Below are 24035 nucleotides of genomic sequence, written 5' to 3' on the forward strand. Positions count from 1 at the left end.
CCGGAACAGGCAGCGGATCTACCCGTTCCGTTTCAACGCGGTCATAATCTCATTCTCGACAATTTTCAGGTGGTAGGCCATTGCCGCTTGGGCCCGTTCCGGGTCACGAGCCGCAACGGCGTCCGCGATCGCCTTGTGCTCCTGCCACAGCTGCCGGGCAATCTCCTTGTTCGCATATAAACGGACACGCCGCGTTTCCCGGATCGTAAGCGCCACTTGGGCCGATATCGTCTCGAGCAGCTTCACCATGATTGAATTGTGCGTCGCCTGCGCGAGCGTCAAATGGAATCGCATATCTTGCTCCTCGCCGACCGATTCCGTATCGAGCTCGCTGTCCATGTCGGACAAAACGCTTTCCAGTGCCTCGATGTCCTCATCCGTACGCTTGGCGGCGGCCAATCCCGCATTCGCCACCTCGAGCGAATAACGCGCCTCCAGCAGCTCGACGACCGATTCCAGACTGGTGAATAAATGCTCGAACCGGGGAACGTCCATTTCCAGTGCGTCTACGCTGCGGACGAAGCAGCCTTCGCCTTGGCGGATTTCGATCAAGCCCATTGCCTTCAGCATGCTTAACGCTTCACGCATTGTCGATCGGCCGACCTGATACAGCTCGGTCAGCTCCCGCGTAGAGGGAAGCTTGTGCCCGGGCGAAAGCTTGCCGTTGACGATTTGCTCCTTGATCTGTTCGGCGATTTGCTCATATATTTTCCTTGTCGCGATGCGCGTAACTTCCATCCTTCGTTCCTCCATCCGGCTAGTCGGTATTATTGTAGCACAGACGGCAGGAAGAAGGGAAAGCGCCAGGCATCCGGCAAAAACAAAAACGCCCGGCTGCGCGGTTAGGCGCAGCGGACGTGCGGTGGCATCGTTGGCAAGCTTCCCGATGTATTCCACGGTTGAAATGTTATAGTACTCTGCGGGCAGATACGTAATGATTGGACCAATACCCCGACGTGAGCGACGATGTGCCTACTCCGTCGAAGGATGGACTGTTATGTATGAACTGCCCGTTTCCTATGTATATGCCTACGTGACTGATCGTTCCCGAGGTGTTCGTCCAGAAGAAGACGAGATCGCCTTTTTGCAAATTGCTCTTCGATACGGCGCTGCCGGCGTCTTTCTGGTATCGGGTTCCCCATTTGAGCGACACGCCCTCGAGCCCGAATACGTATTTCGTGAATGCCGAGCAATCCATGACCGATGTCGGTCTGTTGACGCCGAAATCGTAGCTGACGACGCCTTTGAGCGCCCTGGCGTGAGCGATAATTCGGTCCGCCTTGGCCGATGCGTTCGAGGAGCCGCCTCCGCCGGATGAACCGCCGGATGAACCGCCCGATCTTACGTAATCGGTGGAGACATAGCCGGTTTTGCCGTTATATGATACTTTGTACCAATATGAGTTGACTTTACTCAAAATCTCAATCGATTGACCGGATTTGATCAATTGATAGACCGAGCTGTTGGTAGATGGCGCCGAACGGAAGTTGACACTCCGTTCTACCGTTCCCGGCGAAGCGAAGGCGCTCGTGGAAATGGTCAGCGACAAGGCGGCGATAGAAACAATGCTCACAATCTTTTTTTTCATGTCATCCCTCCCGTATTTATTGTAGCTTCACTAGAAAGGGATTTCATTGGCAAATTGTTTACATGTAAGGTAATGTGCCCCACATTTTCATCTATTGGAATATTATTGATATTTATTTTCATGAAGTCGTCGGTTTGCAAAGCTGTCCCTGCCGAGCGAGAAGCGGATTCAGGCCAGCAACCGCGAGGATGCCGGGTCGATCCGGCCGTTCCGCAGCGCGATCACTTGATCGGCGTACTGCAGCACGAACGGCTTGGCGCTGACCACGAGACAGGTGATGCCCGCAGATCGGCGGAGCGCGTCGATTCGCTCCCACATGCGGATTTCGGTTTCCGCGTCCAATGCGCTCGAGCTGTCGTCGAGCACCCACAGCTGTGCTTGGCGGGCGGCCATGCGAGCTACGGCGACACGCTGGCGTTGACCTCCGGACAATGCCGCTCCATTCGGTCCGAGCAGCGTGTCGGCGCCGTCGGGAAAACGCCGTACATCGTCTTCCAGCACCGACACCTGCAAAGCGTCGTCCAATCTTCCTTCGTCGGGGTACCCGAGCAGTACATTGTCTCTAAAGGTTCCCCCGAACAAAGCCGGCACTTGCGGCACATAGCTCGCAACGGGAGGGACGAAAAACCGTGCCGGACTGTCGACGGCCCGTCCATTCCATAGAAGCTCTCCAGAGCTTGCCGGAAGCAGGCCGAGCACGGCGCGCAGCAAGGTCGTCTTGCCGGACCCGACCGGACCGGTGACGACGGTGAACGATGCCCGCGGCATCGAAAACGAAATGTCGCGTATACCGGAAGCCGTTCCGGCGTATGTACAGGTGAAGCGGCGTACTTCGATTCGCTGCAAAACATCCTGCCGTAGCGGAACTTCGTCGCAAGCGGGAAGCTCTCCCTTCAAATAGAGGGAATCGCCGGCCGTCAGCTTTCGTACGTGATCGTCGCCCAGCAGTTCACGGATTCTGGCCAGCGCCGATTCCGTTTTGCGGAACCCGGCCGCCGTCGTACCGAGCAGACGGATCGTGCCTGACACGTATCCGAGGAAATAAAGAAACAAAGTAAAGCTTCCGACCGAGAAATCTCCGGTCCGCATTTTGGTGCCGATCGTCAGCAGCAGCAGGGCGGTGCCGACATTCACGATATTATCGTACACGGAGGCGAGGACGGTATTGAATACGGCGTTTCGTTTGCCCGCTTCGGCCCGCTCTTCTCCGACGGCGCCCAGCCTTTCCATGAATGCATTCACGGCATTGTTGATGCGGATCGCTTCATGATGACGGAACATATCGGACAGCATGCCGAGGAACCGATCGGATGTCAGCTGCTGTCGGTCGTAATGGAATGCGATTCGGCGCTTCAGCCATCGCATGGCAGCGACGGTGAGCAGAAGAGGGGAGAACAAGGCCGCCGTGGCCGTCCAATCGATAGCAGCCAGCATAACAAGGCCGCATATCGAAAATACGGCGTAGGCGAGAAAATAAGGGATGTCCCACATCAGCGATTCCGGCACGCCTACGTCGCTGCGGAGTATATTCGTTAGCTTGCCGTGGCTGACGGGCAGCGGTGTCGCACCCGGCTTCTCCAGAACGAAACGGAACAGGTTTCGCCGGAAATACGACCGGATGATTTCCGTCCAGCCGTAGCTTAAAGCCAGATCGATCGAATAAGTCAGTGCTTGGATAAGCGGTATGACAATGAGCAGAGCCGCAATTTCGTACACGATTCCGGGCGTAAGCGCCGATGCGGCGGCATAGTCGAAAAATCGTTTGATCGCTAACCCGGACAGAAGGCCCAATCCCGCGTAGCCGAAAATACGGATGAGCGTAATGACGCTGTAATTGACCGGGTAGTACCCGAATATGCGGCTCAACACTTTCCAAACGTCCTTCATCCGCCACCTCCCGCTTTTTTCCGCATGCGGGCATACTCGCTCGACGGATCGTCGGCCAGCAGTCGCGTCTCGCCGAATTCGACGGCCTTTCCGTCACGCATGACGAGCAAGAAGTCCGTGTTTGCAACGGTAGAAAGCTTATGGGCAATGATGACGACCGTCCGATCCCGCATCAGCTCTTCAATCGCTTGCCGGGTCGCGGATTCGGTGTCGGGGTCGATTCGGGACGTCGCTTCATCCAGAATGACCAGCTTCGGCCGTTTGAGAAAAGCTCTCGCGGAGGCGATCAATTGGGCTTCGCCCGCAGAGACGTTCATTCCGTCCCGGTCGATGGTCGTATCCAGTCCATCGGCAAACCGCCTCGCCCATTCGTCCATGCGCAGCATGCGGAACGTTTCCCATATCAACTCGTCGCCGACGGTTGCGTCGAACATCGTTACGTTATCCCGCAGTGTCCCCTCGAACAGCTCTACGGATTGGGGGACGTAGGCAATAAGCGTCAGCAGGCTGTCCGCATCGATGCGCCGAATGTCGGTTCCGTTTATCGAGACCATACCCTGCTGAGCCTCGCACGATCGGAATAAAAGCTTGGCTATCGTCGACTTGCCGCTGCCGGATCTTCCGATAATTCCGATTGTCCGGTTGGGCGGCAGATCCAGATTGAAGTTCCGGATGACCGGCTTCGTCTCCTCATAGCCGAACGTTACATTGTCGAATCGGACGGACAAACCTTCGAATTCCCCGATTCGCACGCCGGTCGGGCTGCTGCGGTCTTCTTCGTCGAGCAGCTCGCCGATTCGCTGCAAGGCCGCACCCGCCTGCTGCAGGTCCGATATTTCGTATACGATATTGCGAAGAGGGACAAGCAGGAGCGTTATATAGTAGTAGACGAGGAACACCGTCCCGAGGCTCAAATCCGCATTCCGCAGCGTCAACAAGCCGATGCACAGAATGGAGCCGGACAGGATGGCGGCAAGCGTCACGTCGGCCGTATTCAACGAGGTGGCAAGAATGGAGCCCGTTTGCTTTCGCGTACGGTATAAACGTCTAAGCCCCCTATAGTACGAAGCCAGCGCAAATGAATTGGCGTCCAAGGCCCGTATGTCTTCCCTCCCCGTTATCCTCTCGTCCAAATACCCGAGCATTTCGGCCGATTCGGCCAAATAGCCGCGTACGGCCGCTGTGCCATAATTGCCCATTCGGTGCAGCACGTAAAGGGCAATGACGGAAAGGACGATTACAACCGCGCCAATAACGGGATGGATGAGCAGAATGGCCGCGGCAATGGCGATGATCAGCAAATGATTGCCTATCACTTTCAAAATAAACGCCGACAAAAAGTTGTTCAGCTTCCCGACGTCCCCGTCGATCCGTTCGACCAGCTCGCCGGGAGCGTGCTTCTCGTGAAATTGCCAATCTCGCTCCAGACAAAGCCGGGTCAATTCGAGCCGAAGCCGGTTCGTGACCGTCCATGTGATGTCGCCTGCGAGAACTTGAACCGCAACCGACGCGATCTGCCGCAAGGCCGTCAGCCCAAAGAACAGGAACGCCGACATCATCAGCACGGAGGAGCCTTTGCCTTCTTTCGCCTGATCGATGAAAAGCTGGACATACCGCGGACTGTAAACTTGCAAACCGATGCCGACCAGGATCAAGGAGAATAGGACGGCGACTTTTGCTTTATGCGGGGACAAGCGGCGCAGCACGAAAAAGGTACGACTCCGGGTTGAATATAGATCCATCGGTTCCTCCTGTAAGTGATGAAATGGATTACTTCAAAAAAATAATGGAAAAATCGGGAAAAGTATAGACTTATATTTGCCGCCCGTTTATACTAATAATATGGATGTCAAGGATACCCTACTTGTGTTTACTTATGTCTGAATATTGAACTCAACGAACCCGTACATGGAATGTACGGGTCTTTTTGTCGTTTGCAGAAGATTGACTTGGGAAAGCGCATGCGAGTGATGGTACCGTTTTCCGGCATCGCCGCCGCCGACCAGTTTTAGCCAAAGCCGCTAGCCGTCCCGGCTGCTATTTGCGGCTTCGGCCTTTTTTTCCTTGCGAAGCAAAGACGGCGGCTTGCCGGTTATTTTTCTGAACACCCGATTAAAGTAGGTTGGATCGCAAAAACCGAGATAGCTCGAAATTTCGTGAATCGCCATGTCCGATTGGAGCAGCAGATCGTGGGCGACGGAGATACGCAATTGGTGAATATACCCAAGTGGAGTTTGGTTGAACACTTCTTTGAAAATATGGATGACGTAGTTGGGCGAGAGCTGGACAAGCTCGCACAGCTGGCCGAGCTTGATGTCCTCTTTATAGTGCTCCTGGATGTACCTCTCGATTTGGCGGGCGATTTTCAGCTTGTACGAGGAAATGTTTTTCCGCTCCAGCTCCTGCAGCAGCGAACCGTAAATTTCCGATATCAGGCCGTGGCATACAAATTCGTGGTATGCGCTTTTGTCGATCCACGCCTGGTGCAGCACATGAAATCGTTGTCTGAAATATTCCGCCCTATTCGTTTTGAACAGCTCGTACCCTTTCTCGTCGGCGTGGGGAGAGGCGAGCAGCCGGGAAGACGGGTCGAGCTGGAAATGGGCGACGTACTTTTGATGCGGGGGATGCGGACCGTTCGTTCCGGATCGGTACGGCCCCGGGCGCACATACAAAATATCGCCTTTGGTCAATTCGGTCTCGAAGTCGTCCAATTGAAACTGAAACGTACCCTGCACGACAAAAATAATGACATACCTCATCGATTTGATGCGGGATCTTCGCCAGTTCGGAATATTGTCGTCATAAATTACATTTTCCAATCGAAGCATACGTATCCCTCCATGTTTGCCATCCTCGGAATTCTTTAAGGTCGAGCTTACATGCGGACAGGAAAAAAAGCAATCTTATTTACAAGTTTTTAATAGTGAAATCGTTAAGTTTTTGGGATATTCCTAATGGCGTTCCGGATGAAAAAGTCTAAAATAGGATTTAACCCTATCGGGGGAAATGCCTTGTTATACCTTGCATATTCCATAGTTGTTGTGATGAAGGGAGCTGAGCGAAGTCGAACGGAGTTTTGCGATTGGATGGAATTAGTTAAAAAATACTTAAAAATTGTTAAGTTTATTGGGGGACAAACGGTGTCGAATAACGATGTGCCTGCTTATTATCCGGCGTATATCGCCGCAAACAACGCCGTCGGGACGATTCCCGGGGGCAGAAGGCTGCCGCGCGGTTGGACGGCCGTTCAGCTCGATCGGAAGGACGGGCTTTATCTGGAGTGGAAGGATGGCGTGCCTTCGATCGATTCGCGGGGTGCAGGCGGGAGCAGACTGCGGATTGCGGTAGCGCTCGACTACAGGGAGGCGCAAAGGGTGGAGGCGTATTTGGGGCGGTCGGAGGAGCGGATCGGAAGCTTCGATATCCGTTACGCTTATACGTATCAGCCGTTCGAGATCATTCTCGACGACGAACAGACCCGGGCCGCGATTCGCGAAGGCGTGACGCTGCGGATGGAAGGAGACGGGCAACCGTTATGGATATTCGACGAGCTGCAGGGCAACGAATCGCGCAAGCTTTTCGTACCCCACTTGCTTATCGGAGGCGGGGAACGGCGGATGGAGCAGTTCCTGAACAGCATCGCTTCGCTATCCTCGCTGCAGCCATTCGGATGGCTGGAGGGCTGCGTGTTGGACGGCTTGTACGCGCTGCGTCCGATCGTCGGGGCAAGTCGCATCGATCCGGTAATAGAAGCGCATCTCGGACAATATTTGAGCGCGGATGGGCAGCTTCTGTACGAAGACCTTCACGGCCAAGCCGCGGACGATGCGCTGACGACCATCGAAGCGACGCTTCCGCTGGCGATCATTGCCAAGTTCCGACCCGACCATCCGGTCGTAAAACGGGCAATCTCGTTCTGGGAGTCGCGATCGGAGGCAAGCGGCGGAGCGATTGTCGACGGCAACTCGATTACGGCGGAAGGGATGTATACGGTTGCATACCCGCAGGCGGTCATTGCCGCAAAACTGGGGCGGGCGGATTTGGCCGAGCAGGCTATAGGCCAAGCGCTGCTTCGCCGAGACACGCTGGCCAGAGGCAATCATCTGTTCTTGCGATACAATCGGATGTCGGATACGCATTATTTCCGCAGCTGGTCGCGGGCCTATGCCTGGTACATGCTCGGTATGACGCGAACCTGGCACGAGCTTAAACATTCCGAGTTCGGCCGGTTGCCGGGCGTCGGGGAGATGGAACAAGAATTGAAAAGAATAGCGGATGTCGCCATGCATTGGGTACGGCCGGAAGGACTATGGACAGCATTCCTGTCCGAGCCGGAAACCGCTCCGGAAACCTCGGGCTCGGTCGGGATCGCCGCGGCACTTGCATTGGGAGCCAATTACGGCCTGCTCGGGCAGCATCATTACGATGCGGCGGCAAAAACGCTGGAAGCGATTCGGCCGCATTTGACTCCGGACGGCATTCTATCGGGCGTCACTCAGCATAATGCGGGCGGGATCGAGCTGCAGACCTGCGGCTATCGCGTGTTGTCGCAGATGGGAATGGGGCTGCTTGCGCAGCTGTATGCGGCGGTTCAAGAGCATCGGTCCGCATAAGGCGAACCGCATTGTGCCGGGGGCGGATAGTTCATGATAAGTAAAGCGCTTTATCCGATAATTTTTAAAAAACGGAGGGTATCGGTATGAGGAAATATCGCGCAGGTGCAAGCGTTGCATGCGCGGCCATGCTGGCTGTATGGGCAGCAGGCTGCAGCGGCAATACGGACAACAATCCGCAGCAAGGGGCTGGCGCGGATTCGACCGGCAAGCAGGCGGAAGCGAAGCCGCAGGAACCGATCGAGATCGTATTGTACGGCGGGCAATCGAACTGGACCGAGGAAATGTTCGACGCTCTTTACGGGAACGCCATCAAGAAGAAGTTCCCGCATATTACCCCGAAGCTGATTCCGAACAGCAATACGCCGCTGGAACAGTTGATCACGACGGGAACTCCGTTCGACCTGATGCTCGTAACCCCGTCCGGTACGCGTCGGATGGTAATGGATTACAATCTGCATACGGATTTGTCGCAAATGATTCAAGCAAACAAATTCGATTTGAACCGGTTCGACAAAACGATTATCGATACGCAGCGCGATATTGCCAAAGGCGGTCTTTACGGTCTTCCGGCCTTTACCCAGTTTCAGGTGCTGTTCTACAACCGCACGATTTTCGACAAATTCGGAGTAGCCTATCCGAAATCCGGCATGACCTACGATGAGCTGTACGAGACTGCGGTCAAATTGAGCCGGATCGAAGGCGGCGTGAAATATTACGGACTCGGCACGAATATATTGTGGCAATACCGGACAAGTCAGCTGCCGGTAGCGCTCGTCGATCCGGCGACGAACAAGTCTGCCTTTGATGACAAGGTCAAGGTCATATTTGAAAACTGGCTGCGGTTTTTCAAAATTCCCGGATTCGAAGCGACGGATAGAATGGCGAAGGGCTCCGATTTGGAAAACATGTTTTTCAAGGAGCAGACGCTGGCCATGTATCCGCACTATACGAACGTCGCCCGGAGACTGCCCGATACGGAAGTATTGAACTGGGACGTCGTGTCCATGCCTCACTACAAGGAAGCGGCCGGGGTAGCGCCTTCGGTCGATCCGTACTACATGTATGTCATGTCCAACAGCAAGCATAAGCAAGCCGCCTTCGAGGTCGCCGCCTTTTTGACCTCGACGGAGGTTCAGGTCGAATTGGCGAAGGAAGGCTTTACGCCGGCGATCAACACGCCGGAAGTAAAGGCGGCTTTCGGTCTGAACAACAAAAACTACAAGGGCAAAAACATCAACGCGTTTTTCCCGGAGAAGTTCGCCGCGGCTCCCCCGTTCTCGCCCTATTATGCTATCGCCGATACGAGCATCCAGGCCGTATTCGCGGAGGTCGTCGCGGGCAAAAAGGACGTCAATACGGCATTGCGCGAAGCCGAGGCGACTTCGAACAAGCGAATCGAGGAGCAAATCGCCACGACCGGCGCGAAGTGACGGCATCGGACAAGCGACTGGGACATATAGATTCATAGGATCGGACGGGGCGGCCGCTTGGCCGCCTTTGCCCATTTTTCCGGGCTTCGTTCCGATCCAAAAATTTATACTACCTGAAATTGTAAATATCCATTATAATGGTGGATGTGAAAGGCGAACAAATGTTCTATGATCAATTCGGGAGAAGAGAGAGGAGTGGCGCCATGAGTGTAATCGAACGGGAGCTGCACAAGGAGAGTGCGGGTCGGCCCGATGGGCCGGTTTTGTCCGTCCGATACGACATCGGCAAGAACGGGAGTCCGGTTGAAGGGAACTTAAGCGTTTACATGGATCGGATCGAGGTGTCCGAAGGCGGACACGCGGCGAAAGCAGTCGATATCGCCGAAGTCAAGGAAGCCCGGATCGTCTCGTCCGTAGGCGGAGGTGTATTGATCGCCGATACGGAGGAAGGGCCTGTCGCGCTTGCCCGCTACACGTCGGTGTTGAACGGCAGGATGGGCTTCGCCGCCAAGACGATTCAGGCGATCGTCAAAAAGGAGGAGCTTCCCGTTCCTTCCGAGAAAGACGAGCCGAAAATTTGCCCCTCCTGCCAAAGCCGTCTGCCGGAAGGAACGAACGTTTGTCCGACCTGTATGGACAAGGGCAAAGTCATCATGCGCCTGCTCGCTTATGCCAAGCCGTACAAGGGCAGCATGATTACGGCGGCGCTGCTGTTGATGGTGGCCACCTTGATGGAGCTGGTGCCGCCTTATTTGACGAAGATCATCGTCGATGACGTCATCCAGCCTAAATCGGTCGGCTCCGCGCTGCTCCTGCTCGTCATTGGACTCGCGGCCGCCCGCGTGATGCTGTCTCTCATGCAGACGCTGCGGGGCTACATAGGCGTATGGGTCGGCAGCAAGCTGATGGGGGACATACGGCGCGACATTTACCAATCGCTTATGAACTTGTCGCTAAGCTTTTTCGACAGAAGACAGACGTCCCAATTTATCGGACGGGTGAACAGCGATTCGGAAGCGATGCGGCAATTTTTGACCGACGGGGTTATATGGATATCCGGGCAGGTGCTCATGCTGGTCGCGATCATTACGACGATGGCGAGCCTGAGCTGGAAGCTGACGCTGCTCGCGCTGCTGCCGACGCCGCTGATTTTGATCGCTTCGCTGACGATATGGCCGACGATGCGCCATTTGTGGTATAGGCAATGGCGTGCGGTCAACCGGATCAACATGCTGGTCGGGGATGCGCTGCAGGGCATCCGGGTCGTCAAGGCGTTCGGTCAGGAGTATGCGGAGAAGGATCGGTACGGCGACGCCAATACGACGCTCGTTAGTCAGACGATCCGCATGGAGGGCGTATGGCAAGGCATATTCCCGCTGTTCTCGCTGATTACGACGTCCGGCGCGCTGCTCGTCTGGTATTTTGGCGGCTGGGACGTTATTCGCGACGAAGTTTCCCTCGGCACGCTTATGGCATTTATCGCCTACTTGGGCATGTTCTTCGGGCCGCTGCAATGGTTCAGCCAGGCGTTGAACTGGACCAGCCGGGCGCTTGCGGCATCGGACCGCGTGTTCGAGATTATGGACACGCAATCCGAGGTGCCGACGTCCAAGGATGCCGTCTCGATTCCGCGGGTGGTCGGGAGGGTAGAGCTCAGCAATGTTACGTACGGCTACGAGAAGCACCACCCCGTCTTGAAAAACGTCAGCCTGAAGGTGGAGCCGGGCGAAATGATCGGTCTCGTCGGCCATTCCGGCGCCGGCAAGTCGACGATGATCAATATGATATGCCGTTTCTACGATCCGGATCAAGGCTCGATAACGGTGGACGGCATCGATCTGCGGAAAATCGACCAGGAGGATCTGCGCAGGCAGATCGGCGTCGTGCTGCAGGAGACGTTTCTATTCGACGGCACCGTCGCGGAAAACATCGCCTATTCGAAGCCGGATGCTTCGCCGCTCGATATTATGCGCGCCGCGAAAATCGCCAACGCTCACGATTTTATCGTGCGGATGCCGGATGGATACGACACGAAGGTAGGCGAACGCGGGCATCGGTTGTCAGGAGGCGAGAAGCAGCGGATCGCCATAGCCCGCGCAATCGTGCACGATCCGAGGATACTTATTCTCGACGAAGCGACGGCTTCGGTCGACACCGAAACGGAGCGGCAAATCCAGGAAGCGATCGCTCGTCTGGTCAAAGGACGGACGACGTTCGCGATCGCGCATCGGCTGTCCACGCTTCGCGAAGCGGATCGGCTTGTCGTGCTGGACAAAGGCGGCATCGCCGAAACCGGCACGCATGAGGAGCTGCTGGAGAAGAAGGGCGCTTACTTCAAGCTCGTCGAAGCTCAGAAGGAAATCTCCAAAATAAAAGGAGTGCAAAGCTGAATATGGAACAGGTTACGGACGTGAAATACGAAATCCGGCTGCTGGATCCGGATCGCGTGCGCTTCTTCCGGGGGACGGGCGGCGTGCTGGAGATGGACTACGGAGGGGAGCGCAGTCCGGAAGTGCTGCTGTACCGGACGTATCCGTTATCCCGTCAGGAGGAGTACATTTCGGTGCGGGACGGGAAGGGCGAGGAGATCGGCATTATCGAACGGCTAACCGACCTGGATCCGGACAGCCTGGGGGAGGCGAGAATGGAGCTTCGCCTGCGCTATCTCGTGCCGCGGGTCGACCGCATCGACAAAATCAAGCAATATCCCGGCATGTGGGTGTGGGAGCTGCAGACGACGCTCGGTCCGATCAAATTGTCGATGCGCAACCTGCACGAGCATATCCAGATGGTCGGCGAAAGCCGGCTGCTATTGTCCGACATGGACGGCAACCGGTGCGAAATTTACGATACGGAGGCGCTTGATCCGCAGAGCCGGAAGCTGCTCTCCAGAGTCATGTGAGGATGGGCAGAAGGCCCGCCTTTATGGATAACGAAGCGGGTCTACCGGCATTGTACTCCGGTCGGCCCGTTTTTTTTCTACTTTACGTAATCCGCCTACTGACCGGATGCCATTTGAGGGGGCTGGTGCATCACTTTGTCGTAAATAAAGGGAGCCGGTGCATCACTTTGTCGTAAATAAAGGAACCGTATTCCGTTGTTGGACCGAATTCCATTACACTTCTGAAGATAACGGAACAAGCTTCCGTTAACTCGATCTTTCGAGGTGAAAATGAACGTAAACCGCGGATTAGAGGAACGGTAATCCGTTATTTCGCCATCGACTCCGGTATTGGGGTCAATAACAAACTCCTGTTCCGCTATTTTGTGGATTGGCGATCTCGCAAGTTCCGAATATGGCGGTTAGCCTTCCCGAGCATACAATAGATGCATTCCGATCGACCGACGGCCGTCATGCCGCGAACCACGCGGACGACCATATGCACATAGTCCGGCGCGCCAAGCGCTTTGGCCGCCTCCACGCCGGGAGGTCGATTAGCTATGGTGCCTTTGAGCCCAACCGTTAGTCTGACTCCAACGATCACGGAGCATCACAGATTGTCGCTTCCTTACGGGAAGCACTCATGGGAGATTAATCGTGCTCTGATTGTTGCACCAGCATCTTGCCTAATTTAGCCGTAGAGAGGCGCGGTGCAAAGGTTAACGAATTTTTGCTGTCATCGTTTGCCGTCTAGTTTTTCGCGTCGCACCGTTCCCGGCTAGTCAGTAGGGGCCTTGCGTGCATCTCGGAAAGGCGTAAATGTCCTGAATGTCGGTAAAGGCGTAGTGGAACGTGGCGAATTGCGCCTGATACAAATATTGCAGGATGAAAACCTCGTTGGCCTGCACTTGGCATAGCACGCCTGCGACGCCTTGGCCGGATTTGAGCGATAGGCCGACCGGCCGGCCCAGCAAGCTTCTCGCTTTTTGGTGCAGCGGGGGCTGCGGTTGCGGGAATTGCCTGTACATGGCGGAGCCTCCCTTCAGGGGCGGGATGATAGGGCATATGACAGTATATGCGGCCGTAGCCATTTAACGATGGAAAACAGTCTGCCGGCGTCTATTTATCGGAAAAGCGAAACTTTATATTGAAAACGCTTGCGGTAGCGGATATACTAATCGTAAGTAATGGTATAGGAACGGTACATATACTATTCGATACTCAGCAGCTGTACACTAAATGGAATCATATAGCTTATAGGCGGAACATGTACGGTTCTTATACCAACGTTCTTAGTATTGACACTAATGTTGATCAGAGGGGGAGTAAAGCTTGAACATGATTGATGCGCATGTGCATTTGCGGGGGCCGGATCTGGCTCCCGGCACGCTGGAGGAGGGCGACCGGCTCGGCGTGAAGTTATTTGTGTGCTCCACGGTCGTCGGCATGGGGTATTATCCGTCATTCGACAAGGTGAGCCAATCGAACGACGACCTGTATGCGGTCATGCGGCGCCATCCGGATCGGGTTGCGGGCTATTGCTACGTCAATCCCCGGCACGGCGAAGCGGCGCTGGAAGATTTCCGCCGTCGCATCGAGGACCAGCGGATGATCGGCCTGAAGCTGTGGGTCGCGACGCTGTGCGACGATCCTCTCGTCTACCCGTTCATCGAGCAGGCCATCGCCTACCGCGCGCCCATACTCATCCATGCTTGGCGCAAGACGGTAGGCCAGCTGCCGTACGAGTCAACGGCCGCGCATGTGGCGAACCTGGCACGGAGATATCCCGAGGCGCGAATCATTATGGCCCATATGGCCGGACAAGTCGAAAGCGCCGTAAATTTGGTGGAGCCTTATCCGAACGTGTACACGGACACATCCGGATCGCCGATCGGCGGTGCGGAAGTGAGCATAGCGGTAAGCAGACTCGGAGCGAAACGGGTCATCTTCGGTTCGGATTTGTACGGCGCATGCTTGGCCAGCAATATCGGCAAGGTGTTGGGAGCGGGCTTGACGACGGAACAGCTTGATCTCGTTATGGCCCAAAATATGGAGTCGCTATTGCAAGGCGTGTCTGCTTAATCCAATCGTTCCCGGGGGGATGTCCTAATGAAAAAAAGCAAACAAGTATGCGCCGTATTGGCGGCTGCGGCGGTGTTATTGGCTGCCTGTTCGGGGGATAAGGGCGGCAGCGTAGACGGGAAAGCAGCCGGAACGGATAACGCCAAGCCTGCGTCGGCGCCCAGCGAGCCCGTGGAGCTGGCCATTCACGCGACGATGAGCGGATTTACGGAAGAGTTCATGAAAACCCATATCGGATCATTCGTGGAGAAAAAATTTCCGAACGTAAAGCTGAAATATATGCCAACCATCGTAACAGCGGGAGCCGCCAGAGCCACGAAAGATTATTTGGCCTCCGGTGAAAAGTTCGACATCCTGATTACGCCGAGCGGCTCGACGCCGGGGGCGCTTCTGGACAACGAGCTGCAGCTCGATTTGACGCCGCAAATCAAGAAATTCGGCTTCGACCTGAATCGTCTTGAGCCGTCGACGGTAGAGATTCAGAAGCAGTTTGCGAACGGCGGCATATACGGCATCCCTTTTACGACCAATACGCTAACCTTGTTCTACAATAAAGACTTGTTCAGCAAATTCGGGGTATCCTTCCCTACGAACAATTCCACCTGGGATGAAATATACGAATCCGTCAAAAAGCTGTCGAGAACCGAAGCCGGGGTGAATTACCGCGGACTGACCGCCGCCTACTGGCATTTGTTCCTGCTTAACCAAACGTCGGTCCCGGGCCAGGACGCCAAAACATTCAAGGCGCTTTATACGGGCGACGCCTACAAGAAAGAAATGGAATTCATGACGGGTTTCTTCCGCTTGCCGGGTAACGATTGGAACCAAAATCCGAGCGTGGCGCAAATGGTGGACGCGTTCGTGAAAGGCACGTCGGCCATGTATGTGGGACTCGACAATACGTGGCAGCTGTACAAATTTCCGAAAGAATTGAACTGGGATATGATCAGGCTGCCGCAGCGGAAGGAAGCCCCGGGAACCGGACCGCAGACGTATCCGAACTACATGTACGTCACGAATACGAGCAAAAATCCGGATGTCGCCTTCCAGGTCGCGGCATCGCTTGCCTCCGACGAGTTCCAGGCTTATTACGTGAAGCAGGGCTATCTTCCGATTACCAAAAACAGCGCGGAGCTTATGAAGCAATACAGCGCGGATTTGCCCGACTTCACCGGCAAAAACAAAGAAATATTGTGGTCGAAGCTCGCCCCGAGCACCGGAGTGACCAAGTATATGTCGATCGATACGAAGTACGAGCAACTGCTGTTCGCCGATATCGTAACCGGAAAGAAAGATATCAACACCGCGCTTCGGGATGCCGCCGAAGCCCACGACAAGGAAATCGCCGCGGCGCTCAGCAAGTAGCCGAAGCGGGGAGGAGCTTCCATGAAGAGAGAAGTGCTGATCGGCACCGTTCAACCTAAGCTGACCGTATACAAGGCTGCCGAGGCCAAGGAAGGAAGACTGGCCAATATCGAGCGCATGTCCGATCTTATGCATAAAGCGGGCGGTCGCGGATGCGATATCGTGCTGCTTCCGGAGACGTTCACGCATGCGGGAATTCCGCTGCGGGCGGACATCATGACGGATCATGCGGAACGGTTGGACAGTCCGCTCTTCCGTGACTTATCACAGATGTGCGCGCGGTACGGCATGAATGCTGTTGTCCCTGTCTTTTTGCAGGATCAGGGCCATATATACAACAGCTGCGTCATTCTTGACCGCAAAGGAGCCGTGCGGGGCGTCTACCACAAGGTGCATCCTACCGTTCCGGAAATAAGTATAGGCGTAAAGCCGGGACGGCAGTTCATGGTATTCGACCTCGATTTCGGAAAAATCGGGGCTATCGTATGCCATGACAACAGCTTTGTGGAAAGTGCGCGATGCACGGCATTGATGGGGGCCGAGCTGATCTTTTGGCCGCATTTCCAGAGCGGATGGGGAGAGGTGATGTGGGAGGTGCAGCTGAAATCCCGGGCGATCGACAACGGGTGCGTCTTCGTCTCGTCCTCCTACAGCTGCAAATCGGATAAAAACCATTGGGCGCCCGGCATGTTTTTGGGTCGTTCCGGTATCGTGAATGACGATGGAATTATTCTCGCCGATGCGGGCCGCGAGGAAGGAATCGCGACGGCGGTCGTCGATCTGAACGACAAACGAAGGGCGCACAGCTTCTGCTATAACGATATCGTCGATTACAAGCAAGCGATGTTCGATCATCGCAAGCCTGAAGCATACGGAATGCTGACGCGTCCGAAAGAGACGCAATAGGAGAGGAAAAGCAAATGCCCGACAAAATAATAACGCAATCGCAACAATGGACGGCAAGAATGAACAGAACGATCCCGTGCGGGTCGAGCACTGGTTCGAAAGCACCTTTGTACGCTCCCGAAGAGCCGGGGGTTATCGTGAAGGGGAAAGGCTGCCGGGTATGGGATGCCGACGGCAGGGAATTTATCGACTTCCGCAACGGGCTCGGCCCCGTAACGCTCGGTTACGGATATCCGGCCGTCGATGAGGCGATCCGGCGCCAGCTGGATAACGGGATCATTTACGGTCATCCCCACCCGCTCGAGGGCGAGGTGGCCGAGCTGGTTTGCGAGCTGATCCCTTGCGCCGAGCAGGCCCGTTTTCTGAAGACGGGAGGAGAAGCGATAGCCGCCGCTGTCAAATTGGCGCGAGCCTATACCGGCCGCGATCATATCGTTCAGATCGGCTACAACGGATGGCTGAACAGCAATGCGGTCGGAGGAGCGGCGATGCCCGGACGGACGGCGCAAGTGCTGCCGGGCGTGCCTCTGGCGGTAAGCAGCCTCCATCATGCTTGCCGCTGGAACGATATCCCGGCGTTGGAGCGTTTGTTCGAGGAATTCGACGGCCAAATCGCGGCGGTCGTCATCGCCGCCGAGTACGGAACGATGGAGGCGGGAGGCGCGTTTTATCCCGCCGTGCGGGCGCTGGCCGACAAGCACGGCTCTCTGCTCGTCTTTGATGAAATCGTGACGGGCTTCCGAATCGCTATCGGCGGGGTCCAGCAATATTTCGGCGTAACCCCCGATCTGGCCGTATTCAGCAAAGGGATTGCCAACGGCATGCCGCTGTCCGTATATGCCGGCCGCAAAGAAGTCATGTCCTGCTGCGCTCCCGGCAATGTAGTCATTTCCTCCACGTTCGGAGGAGAAACGTTGTCGCTCGCCGCCGCGAAGGCGTGCATCGATATATACCGCAATCACGACGTTCCCGGCTTTTTGTGGAGGCAGGGGGAAGCGATGTGGGGCGGATTGAAGCGGTTGTTCGAGAGTAAAGGCATTCCCGCCACGATTCGCGGATTCTGGCCGTGCCCGGCGTTCGCCGCAACGGAAGGCAAGGCGGGCGGGGACGTACTGCCGCTCTTCTTCCGGCTCGCCTACAAGCACGGAGTGTCGCTATACAATGTTTCCTATGTCAATTTCAGCCACCGGGACGAGGATATTGCCGAAGCGCTTGCACGGCTGGAACGGGCATGCGACGAATATTTGGAATCGACTTCCGATTGATCGTTCCTCCCGGCGGTTCACAGAGCCTATGCAACCTATAACTTCAAGCGGAGGTACAGACGATGGCAATAAGCGAGAAACCAACATTCGCGCAAGATCACGGGTCGAACGGCAGCCGATCCGTTCATCCGGCAATGCGGCTGCTCGAGCCGTTCGAACGGGAGCGGGCGATCGACTTGACGGTATTTATGGGCCAATGGCCGACACGGCTGCAAATACGCGCGTCAACCGAAGATCTGACCAGTATGGCCGACCGTTTCGGAATAAGCGTCATGTGCGTCAGCCATATCGCTTCGATATTCGGCTTCGATACGCGGTCCGGCAATGAGGAGCTGTTCCGGGAGGCCGCCTCGGATGAGCGGCTGTGGCCGTTCGCCATTCTGAATCCGGCGGAACCGGGATGGGAGCTCGAGCTCGATTGGGCGGTCAGGGAAGGCGCGCGAGGCATCAGGCTCGTGCCCGGCTACCACGGATACGCCTTGACGTCGCCGCAGGCCGCGGAGCTTGCGGACCGGGTCGCGCGGCATAAGCTTCCGCTGCACATATGCGTACGGCTGGAGGACGATAGGCTCGTTCACCCGAGATTTCCCGTCAAGCCGGTATCGTTTCACGAGCTCGCAGAGCTTCTCCGCCTGACCGGCGATACGCCCGTCGTGTTGAGCGGATTGCGCGCTCACGAATGGAATAGCGTCAGCGAGCATTTGAACGCGGGCCATAACACGGATCGCATACTGCTCGATTTGTGGTTCACCAACGGACCCATAGGGGCCGTTGCTTCGCTTGGCCGCGGCAGCTTGGGCAATCGGCTCGGGTACGGCTCCTGCGCTCCGATTCAAGTGCCGGAGGCGACCGTGCTGCAGCTTGCCGCAGCCGACATCGGGGCGGACAAGCGCGCGGCCTTATGCCGGGGCAATGCCGCCAGTTTGCTCGGAATCGATTAAGTGTAGCTTCGCAAGCAAAGCCCCCGACCGCGAGCGGTTAGGGGCTTTTGCGTTATGCGTTTTGCGTGCGAATGAACGGGTATTGCAGCTTGATTTTGGTGTGATCGCCATGGTGCAGCAGCTGGGATTCGGGGTGTTTGCCCGAAAATAAGAGTCGCAAACGTCTGCAATTATCCCGAACGGACTGCCATTAACGAAGATAAGAGCCTCTTGAGACCAAAATTACTTCGCGAATTCTCGCACAAATGCCGAAGTAACCGCTATCTCCGCCAAGAAATCGGAGAAGCAGGACGAGGCGAGCCTTATTCGGCGATTAGAAATGTTCGGCGATCGTGCGGGCATCCTCCAGGCCAAGCCAGAACAGGCTCATCTCGGCCATCAGATCGGTATGGTCGACCTGGTGGCCGAGCAGCTCGTGCAAAAAGTAGTTCCGGTCGATCAACCCGCCCCCGATATTGATGGCATGCATATAGGCGGGCGTCCTGGCGGCATCGTTTACGGTCCCCATGACGGACAGAAAAGGCGTATTCTCGCACAACGTCCGCTGCACGTCGGCTTGCAGCGCCATTCTGACGAATTCCGAGGACAGATGCGGATCGGCGCATGCGGCGGGCACCATCAGCAAATTCGCCTGCATGAGCGTCGATTTCGTATCGCCGAACGGCAGCGGGGCGATTTCCGGCGTGAAGTCGATTCCGCGCTCGGCCCAGGTAGACATCTCGAACAGCGTAGTCAGCGTCATAGCCGATTTCCCATAGATGAACGGATTGATCAAGTTTTTGCTGTCCGTGTATACGGTGGCGATCCGTTTGCGGTGCAGCCAGTCTTGCAGCCTGTCGAGCGCCTCGGCGATTTTCGGCCGGTGGTCTTTGTCGTCGGGGCGCATCCCGTTTTGCAGGGCGAAGACGAGCCAACGATTGAGAGACGGGTACAGGCTGAAGCCGAACCGGTCGATCCGGCCGTCGGAGATCGAAGTGACCCGCTCGGCGGCGTCCGTGAAATCGTCGACATTCCAACGGGGACCCGGATAGGGGATTCCTGCTGCCCGGAACAAATCCGGGTTGTAGACGAGACTTACCGGAGAGAAGGTGATCGGCATCGCGGTTATCGGGTGTTCCGGACAAAACGTATCGCGCAGCTTCGGGTAGACGGCATCGAGCATGTCGCCGACGACAGGCGCCAGATCGATGAAGGCGTCCCGCTTCTCCATGTTCGACAGCTGGCTTTCCCCGATCAGCACGACATCCGGGCAAAACCCCATCCGGTCGGTTTGCCTTAGCGATTCGTTAAACGTATCCGACGGCAAGCTGAGGACGTGGAGGTCCACATGCGGATATTTTTGCCGGAACGCGTCGCAGATGACATGCAGCCCGTTATCGACGAAATAGGCCGGAAAAGGGGCCGCGATCCGCAATATTTTCCGGTCGTCGCTTGGAATGGACACATCGGCGGGCACCATCGTGCCGAGACCGACCTTTTTGACGACAAGCCCTTCCTTATGCAGCTCCTCCAATGCTTTGCGCACCGAATTGCGGCTCAATCCGTAAAATTTGCACAAATCGTTTTCCGGCAGCAGGTACTCTCCGGGCTTGATCAGGCCGGTCAATATTTGTTCCTTCAACGTTTTATATAATCGGACATAAAGAAAATCGCTCGCTCTGCGCATACTGTTGGAATGAAGCTCCTTCCGGTATTTGGATATGGGTAAAGGATCGGTACATGTACTCATTATACATGTTTTTGCGGCAAGTTCCATGGAGCGGGGGAGGGAAACTGCGTAATGGCAAACCGGACTTTTATTTCCGTGAGGCGAAGCGTATAGTAAGGATCAAAGGAGGCGTGGGACATGTTGAAACGAAAAATGGGCCGGATCGGCTTCGAAAGCTCGGTGCTGCTGTTCGGCGGGGCGAAGCTGGGCAGCGTCACCCAGGAGGAGGCCGATCGTTCGATCGCATACGCGCTCGAGCACGGCGTGAACCATATCGATACGGCAGCCAGCTACGGAGATTCCGAATTGCGGCTCGGCAAATGGATTCCGGAAATCCGCAACCGAGTGTTTCTGGCCACGAAGACGACGCAGCGCGGCAGGAAGGAAGCGAAGGAGGACATCCTGCGCTCGCTCGAGCGGCTGCGCACCGACCGTCTCGACCTGCTGCAGCTTCACTCGGTCGGCACGATCGAGGAGCTGGACAAGTGCGTGTCGTCCGGCGGAGCACTCGAAGCGGCGCTCGAAGCGAAGGAGGAAGGGCTGGTGACCCATATCGGCATTACCGGTCACGGTCATTTCGCTCCGGCGGTACATCTCGAGGCTCTTCGCCGCTTCGATTTCGAGACCGTGCTCACACCGTTCAATTATTACTTGTATTCGCTGCCGGAATACCGCCAATCGTTCGATTCGCTGGTCGCCGAGACGTCAAGCAAGGGTATTCCGCTGCGGGTCATCAAGGCTGTGGCCAAAGGGCCGTGGGCGGCCGGCCAGACGCGCGATCGCGCTACGTGGTACGAGCCGTTCGGCGATCGGCGGACGATCGACGCATGCGTTCATTACGCGCTGTCGCATGAAGGGATCAACGCTTTTGCGAGCGCCGGCGATGTCGGCTTGTTCCCGGGTATCGTCGAGGCCGTAGAACGATTCGGCAAGATGGACGACGCGGAAGCGCAAGCTCTGCTGGCGGCCATTCCCGATTACGCCAGTCCGTTCGGCTCGCCGACCTCCATTGCCTGAGGGCGGCGACTACTCTTCGGCGAGCGGCAGCATAAAGTAAAACAGCACGCCGCCCTCCTCGTTGCGGACGCCGAACTCGCTGCCGTGCAGCGTCAAAATCTGCTTGACGATGGCGAGTCCGATTCCGGACCCGCTGCCGAGCTCCCGGCTTCCCGATTTGTCTACGGTATAGAACGTATCCCATATATACGGCAGGTCCGCATCCGGTATCGGGGCGCCGTCGTTGTAAACCTCGATCCGCACGGTGCCGTGCGAGCCGGGCACTCCGCTGCCCGGTCCTTCCTCGGTGCCGATGCGGATTTTGCCGTCTTCCGGCACATGCTTGATCGCATTGCCGATCAAATTGGTCAATACTTGCCCGATGCGGAACTCGTCGCCGAATACGACGGCTCCCGCGTCCTCCAGCTCGACCTCGCATACGATCCGCTTTTTCGGCTCCACGAACATTTTGTCCGCGAGCGACCCGGCCAGCGCGCCGATCCGGAACGGCTCCTTGCGAAGAATGTATTTGCCGGCCTCGAGCTGCGACAAGTCGAGCATATCTTTGACGATACTGGCCATCCGTTCCGTCTCTTCGACGATGACGTCCAAATATTCGTGACGCCGTTCCCCTTGCACGATATCGTCCCGAAGTCCTTCCGCGTAGCCGCCGATCAGGCTGATCGGCGTTTTCAGCTCGTGCGAGACGCTGGCGACGAATTCCCGGCGCAGCCGTTCCAGCCGTTTCTCGTTCTCGATGTCGGCCTTCAGCTTCTCGTTAGCCGAATTCAGCTGGCCGAGCGTATCGTTCAAGTTTTGCGACAGGAAGTTCAGCGTTCCTCCGAGGCTGCCGATCTCATCCCGCGATTCGTCGTCGCATTTCGCCGTAAAATCCAGCTTCGACATCCGTTCGGCTGCCTCGTTCAGCTTGACGAGGGGGCGAGAAATGATGCGGGAGAACGCAAAAGTAAGCAATACGAGGAGCGCGATCGCCAGCAACAGGAAATAAACGTAAAAGTCTTTAACGATTCCCGCCGCCTCGCCTACCGGCTGAAGCGATGAAACGGCGATCAGCGCGTATTCGCTCGCCCTATCGCTTCCGAGGGCGGTTACGGCTGCGATCGTGTTGGAGCTTCCGCCGCTGTTCCTGTCCACGAACGTAACCGTCTCGCCCAGATCGAGCACCCGCCGGACAAGACCCGAATCGTTCTGCCACTTGCTTCTCGCGGCCATCACCGTTTTCAGACCGTTGTCCGGTCCGGGGGTTACAATTTGCTGCCGAGTCTCGCGTTGAATGGCTTCGCCGTTCTTGTCGACCATCTGGATGATGGTCATACGGGATTGGGTGTTCAGCAGGAGTAAGCCGTCCCTTACTTGCGAGATCGCGACCGTGGCCGAGTTGCGCTTCTCGAACTCCGAGAACCGCTCGGTCAACCGGTCCACGTCCTCCGGACCTTTGTAATAGGTTTCCTTGAAAGTCTCGAGCCCGTTTTTGAGCTCGTTTATTTTTTTGCGTTCATAATACGATTCGAAAAAGCTCGACTGCACAATCATGAGCAGCGTCAGAAAGACGGTGAGGAATAACGACGTGAGCACGAACAGCTTGGTGGAAATTTTACGGAACCGTTTGATCATCGTCTCACCTCGAATTTGTACCCGTATCCTTTGACGGTGGCGATCAGTCCGGATTTGTGCTCCAGCTTCTGCCTGACGCGCTTGATATGGGTATCTACGGTACGGATGTCGCCTTCATAGTCGAAGCCCCATACTTGTTCCAGTATTTGTTCTCGGGACAGCGTGATGTTCCGGTTGCGGAGCAAGTATTGCAGCAGCTCGTATTCTTTGCGGGCAAACGGAATCGGCCGTCCGTCAAGGCGAATTTCGTGAGCATCCGGATCCATCTCCAGCCCTTCGTACCGTATCGTGGCTTCCGAATCCGCCGCCGCCTCCGTGTCCATCCGTTTGAACAGCGCCTTGATTTTCGCGAGAAGCACCTTCGGACTGAACGGCTTCGTCACATAATCGTCCGCGCCGAGGCCGTAGCCCTGCAGCTTGTCGTACTCTTCCGCCTTGGCGGTCAAGAGTACGATCCGGACGTCGGATTTCTCGCGCATCGCTTTGCATACGGCGAATCCGTCCATATAAGGCATCATGATATCCAATAGGATCATGTCGATCCGCCCGGGCTCGAACCGCTGCATCGCTTCCAGGCCATTGGCGGCTTCCACGGTTTCATAGCCTTCATGGCTCAAATAATCGACGAGCAGCCTGCGCATTTTGAGCTCGTCTTCGACGATCATAATCGTTTTCCCCATCCTGCATCCACGCTCCCGCCCCCATTGTAGCATCCGTTCACACGGTTGTCAC

Annotated in this window: 19 protein-coding genes; 10 read left to right on the forward strand and 9 right to left on the reverse strand. The window is 56.2% G+C overall.

Features of this window, described 5'->3' with window-relative positions:
* Positions 1-18 precede the first annotated feature (18 nt).
* The 5 genes from FE784_RS28215 to FE784_RS28235 all read right to left on the reverse strand — a co-directional run bounded on the left by FE784_RS28215 (position 19) and on the right by FE784_RS28235 (position 6306).
* Positions 19-738 carry a FadR/GntR family transcriptional regulator gene (locus FE784_RS28215; protein WP_139605596.1) on the reverse strand — a complete coding sequence of 240 codons (720 nt, stop codon included), beginning with the start codon at positions 736-738 and terminating at the stop codon, positions 19-21.
* Between the two features lie 169 nt (positions 739-907).
* On the reverse strand, positions 908-1588 hold the full coding sequence (locus tag FE784_RS28220; protein ID WP_139605597.1) for a C40 family peptidase: 681 nt from the start codon (positions 1586-1588) through the stop codon (positions 908-910).
* 168 nt (positions 1589-1756) lie between these two features.
* On the reverse strand, positions 1757-3475 hold the full coding sequence (locus FE784_RS28225; protein ID WP_139605598.1) for an ATP-binding cassette domain-containing protein: 1719 nt from the start codon (positions 3473-3475) through the stop codon (positions 1757-1759).
* Positions 3472-5217, reverse strand: coding sequence for an ABC transporter ATP-binding protein (locus tag FE784_RS28230; protein ID WP_139605599.1), 1746 nt, complete (start codon positions 5215-5217; stop codon positions 3472-3474). The genes FE784_RS28225 and FE784_RS28230 overlap by 4 nt, the downstream gene beginning before the upstream one ends.
* Positions 5218-5496: 279 nt before the next feature.
* On the reverse strand, positions 5497-6306 hold the full coding sequence (locus tag FE784_RS28235) for a helix-turn-helix domain-containing protein (RefSeq protein WP_139605600.1): 810 nt from the start codon (positions 6304-6306) through the stop codon (positions 5497-5499).
* Positions 6307-6618: 312 nt separating this feature from the next.
* Between FE784_RS28235 and FE784_RS28240 the strand changes: the two genes are divergently transcribed.
* The 4 genes from FE784_RS28240 to FE784_RS28255 all read left to right on the forward strand — a co-directional run bounded on the left by FE784_RS28240 (position 6619) and on the right by FE784_RS28255 (position 12426).
* Entirely contained in the window at positions 6619-8091 is a 1473-nt protein-coding gene (locus tag FE784_RS28240; RefSeq protein ID WP_176706580.1) for a glycoside hydrolase family 88 protein, read from the forward strand.
* Between the two features lie 86 nt (positions 8092-8177).
* Entirely contained in the window at positions 8178-9524 is a 1347-nt protein-coding gene (locus FE784_RS28245) for an extracellular solute-binding protein (RefSeq protein ID WP_139605602.1), read from the forward strand.
* 203 nt (positions 9525-9727) lie between these two features.
* Positions 9728-11914, forward strand: a complete 2187-nt coding sequence (locus tag FE784_RS28250) for an ABC transporter ATP-binding protein (RefSeq protein WP_139605603.1) — start codon at positions 9728-9730, stop codon at positions 11912-11914.
* A 2-nt stretch (positions 11915-11916) separates the two neighbouring features.
* Positions 11917-12426: a DUF1854 domain-containing protein gene (locus FE784_RS28255; protein WP_139605604.1), complete on the forward strand. Its 510-nt coding sequence runs from the start codon at positions 11917-11919 to the stop codon at positions 12424-12426.
* A 761-nt stretch (positions 12427-13187) separates the two neighbouring features.
* Here FE784_RS28255 and FE784_RS28260 read toward each other — a convergent pair.
* Positions 13188-13433 (reverse strand): hypothetical protein, encoded by a 246-nt coding sequence (locus tag FE784_RS28260; protein ID WP_139605605.1) that lies wholly within the window; start codon positions 13431-13433, stop codon positions 13188-13190.
* Between the two features lie 310 nt (positions 13434-13743).
* Between FE784_RS28260 and FE784_RS28265 the strand changes: the two genes are divergently transcribed.
* The 5 genes from FE784_RS28265 (at position 13744) to FE784_RS28285 (ending at position 18964) form a co-directional block, all read left to right on the forward strand.
* Positions 13744-14487 carry an amidohydrolase family protein gene (locus FE784_RS28265; protein WP_246132228.1) on the forward strand — a complete coding sequence of 248 codons (744 nt, stop codon included), beginning with the start codon at positions 13744-13746 and terminating at the stop codon, positions 14485-14487.
* Between the two features lie 27 nt (positions 14488-14514).
* On the forward strand, positions 14515-15852 hold the full coding sequence (locus tag FE784_RS28270) for an ABC transporter substrate-binding protein (protein WP_139605607.1): 1338 nt from the start codon (positions 14515-14517) through the stop codon (positions 15850-15852).
* A 21-nt stretch (positions 15853-15873) separates the two neighbouring features.
* On the forward strand, positions 15874-16758 hold the full coding sequence (locus FE784_RS28275) for a carbon-nitrogen hydrolase family protein (protein WP_139605608.1): 885 nt from the start codon (positions 15874-15876) through the stop codon (positions 16756-16758).
* A 14-nt stretch (positions 16759-16772) separates the two neighbouring features.
* Positions 16773-18023, forward strand: coding sequence for an aspartate aminotransferase family protein (locus FE784_RS28280; protein WP_139605609.1), 1251 nt, complete (start codon positions 16773-16775; stop codon positions 18021-18023).
* Between the two features lie 62 nt (positions 18024-18085).
* On the forward strand, positions 18086-18964 hold the full coding sequence (locus tag FE784_RS28285; protein WP_139605610.1) for an amidohydrolase family protein: 879 nt from the start codon (positions 18086-18088) through the stop codon (positions 18962-18964).
* Positions 18965-19277: 313 nt separating this feature from the next.
* On the opposite strand, the gene FE784_RS28290 is transcribed toward FE784_RS28285, so the two are convergent.
* A complete protein-coding gene (locus FE784_RS28290; protein ID WP_176706581.1) occupies positions 19278-20630 on the reverse strand; it encodes an extracellular solute-binding protein in 1353 nt (450 codons plus the stop codon).
* Positions 20631-20810: 180 nt separating this feature from the next.
* Between FE784_RS28290 and FE784_RS28295 the strand changes: the two genes are divergently transcribed.
* Positions 20811-21689, forward strand: a complete 879-nt coding sequence (locus FE784_RS28295) for an aldo/keto reductase (RefSeq protein ID WP_139605612.1) — start codon at positions 20811-20813, stop codon at positions 21687-21689.
* Between the two features lie 9 nt (positions 21690-21698).
* Here the strand turns inward: FE784_RS28295 and FE784_RS28300 are convergent, their stop codons facing one another.
* Positions 21699-23303, reverse strand: a complete 1605-nt coding sequence (locus tag FE784_RS28300; RefSeq protein ID WP_139605613.1) for a sensor histidine kinase — start codon at positions 23301-23303, stop codon at positions 21699-21701.
* Positions 23300-23983 carry a response regulator transcription factor gene (locus tag FE784_RS28305; protein ID WP_139605614.1) on the reverse strand — a complete coding sequence of 228 codons (684 nt, stop codon included), beginning with the start codon at positions 23981-23983 and terminating at the stop codon, positions 23300-23302. Before FE784_RS28305 ends, FE784_RS28300 begins: the two co-directional genes overlap by 4 nt.
* Positions 23984-24035: the final 52 nt, after the last annotated feature.

The organism is Paenibacillus hemerocallicola (assembly GCF_006265175.1).
Taxonomy (GTDB): Bacteria; Bacillota; Bacilli; order Paenibacillales; family NBRC-103111; genus Paenibacillus_AB; species Paenibacillus_AB hemerocallicola.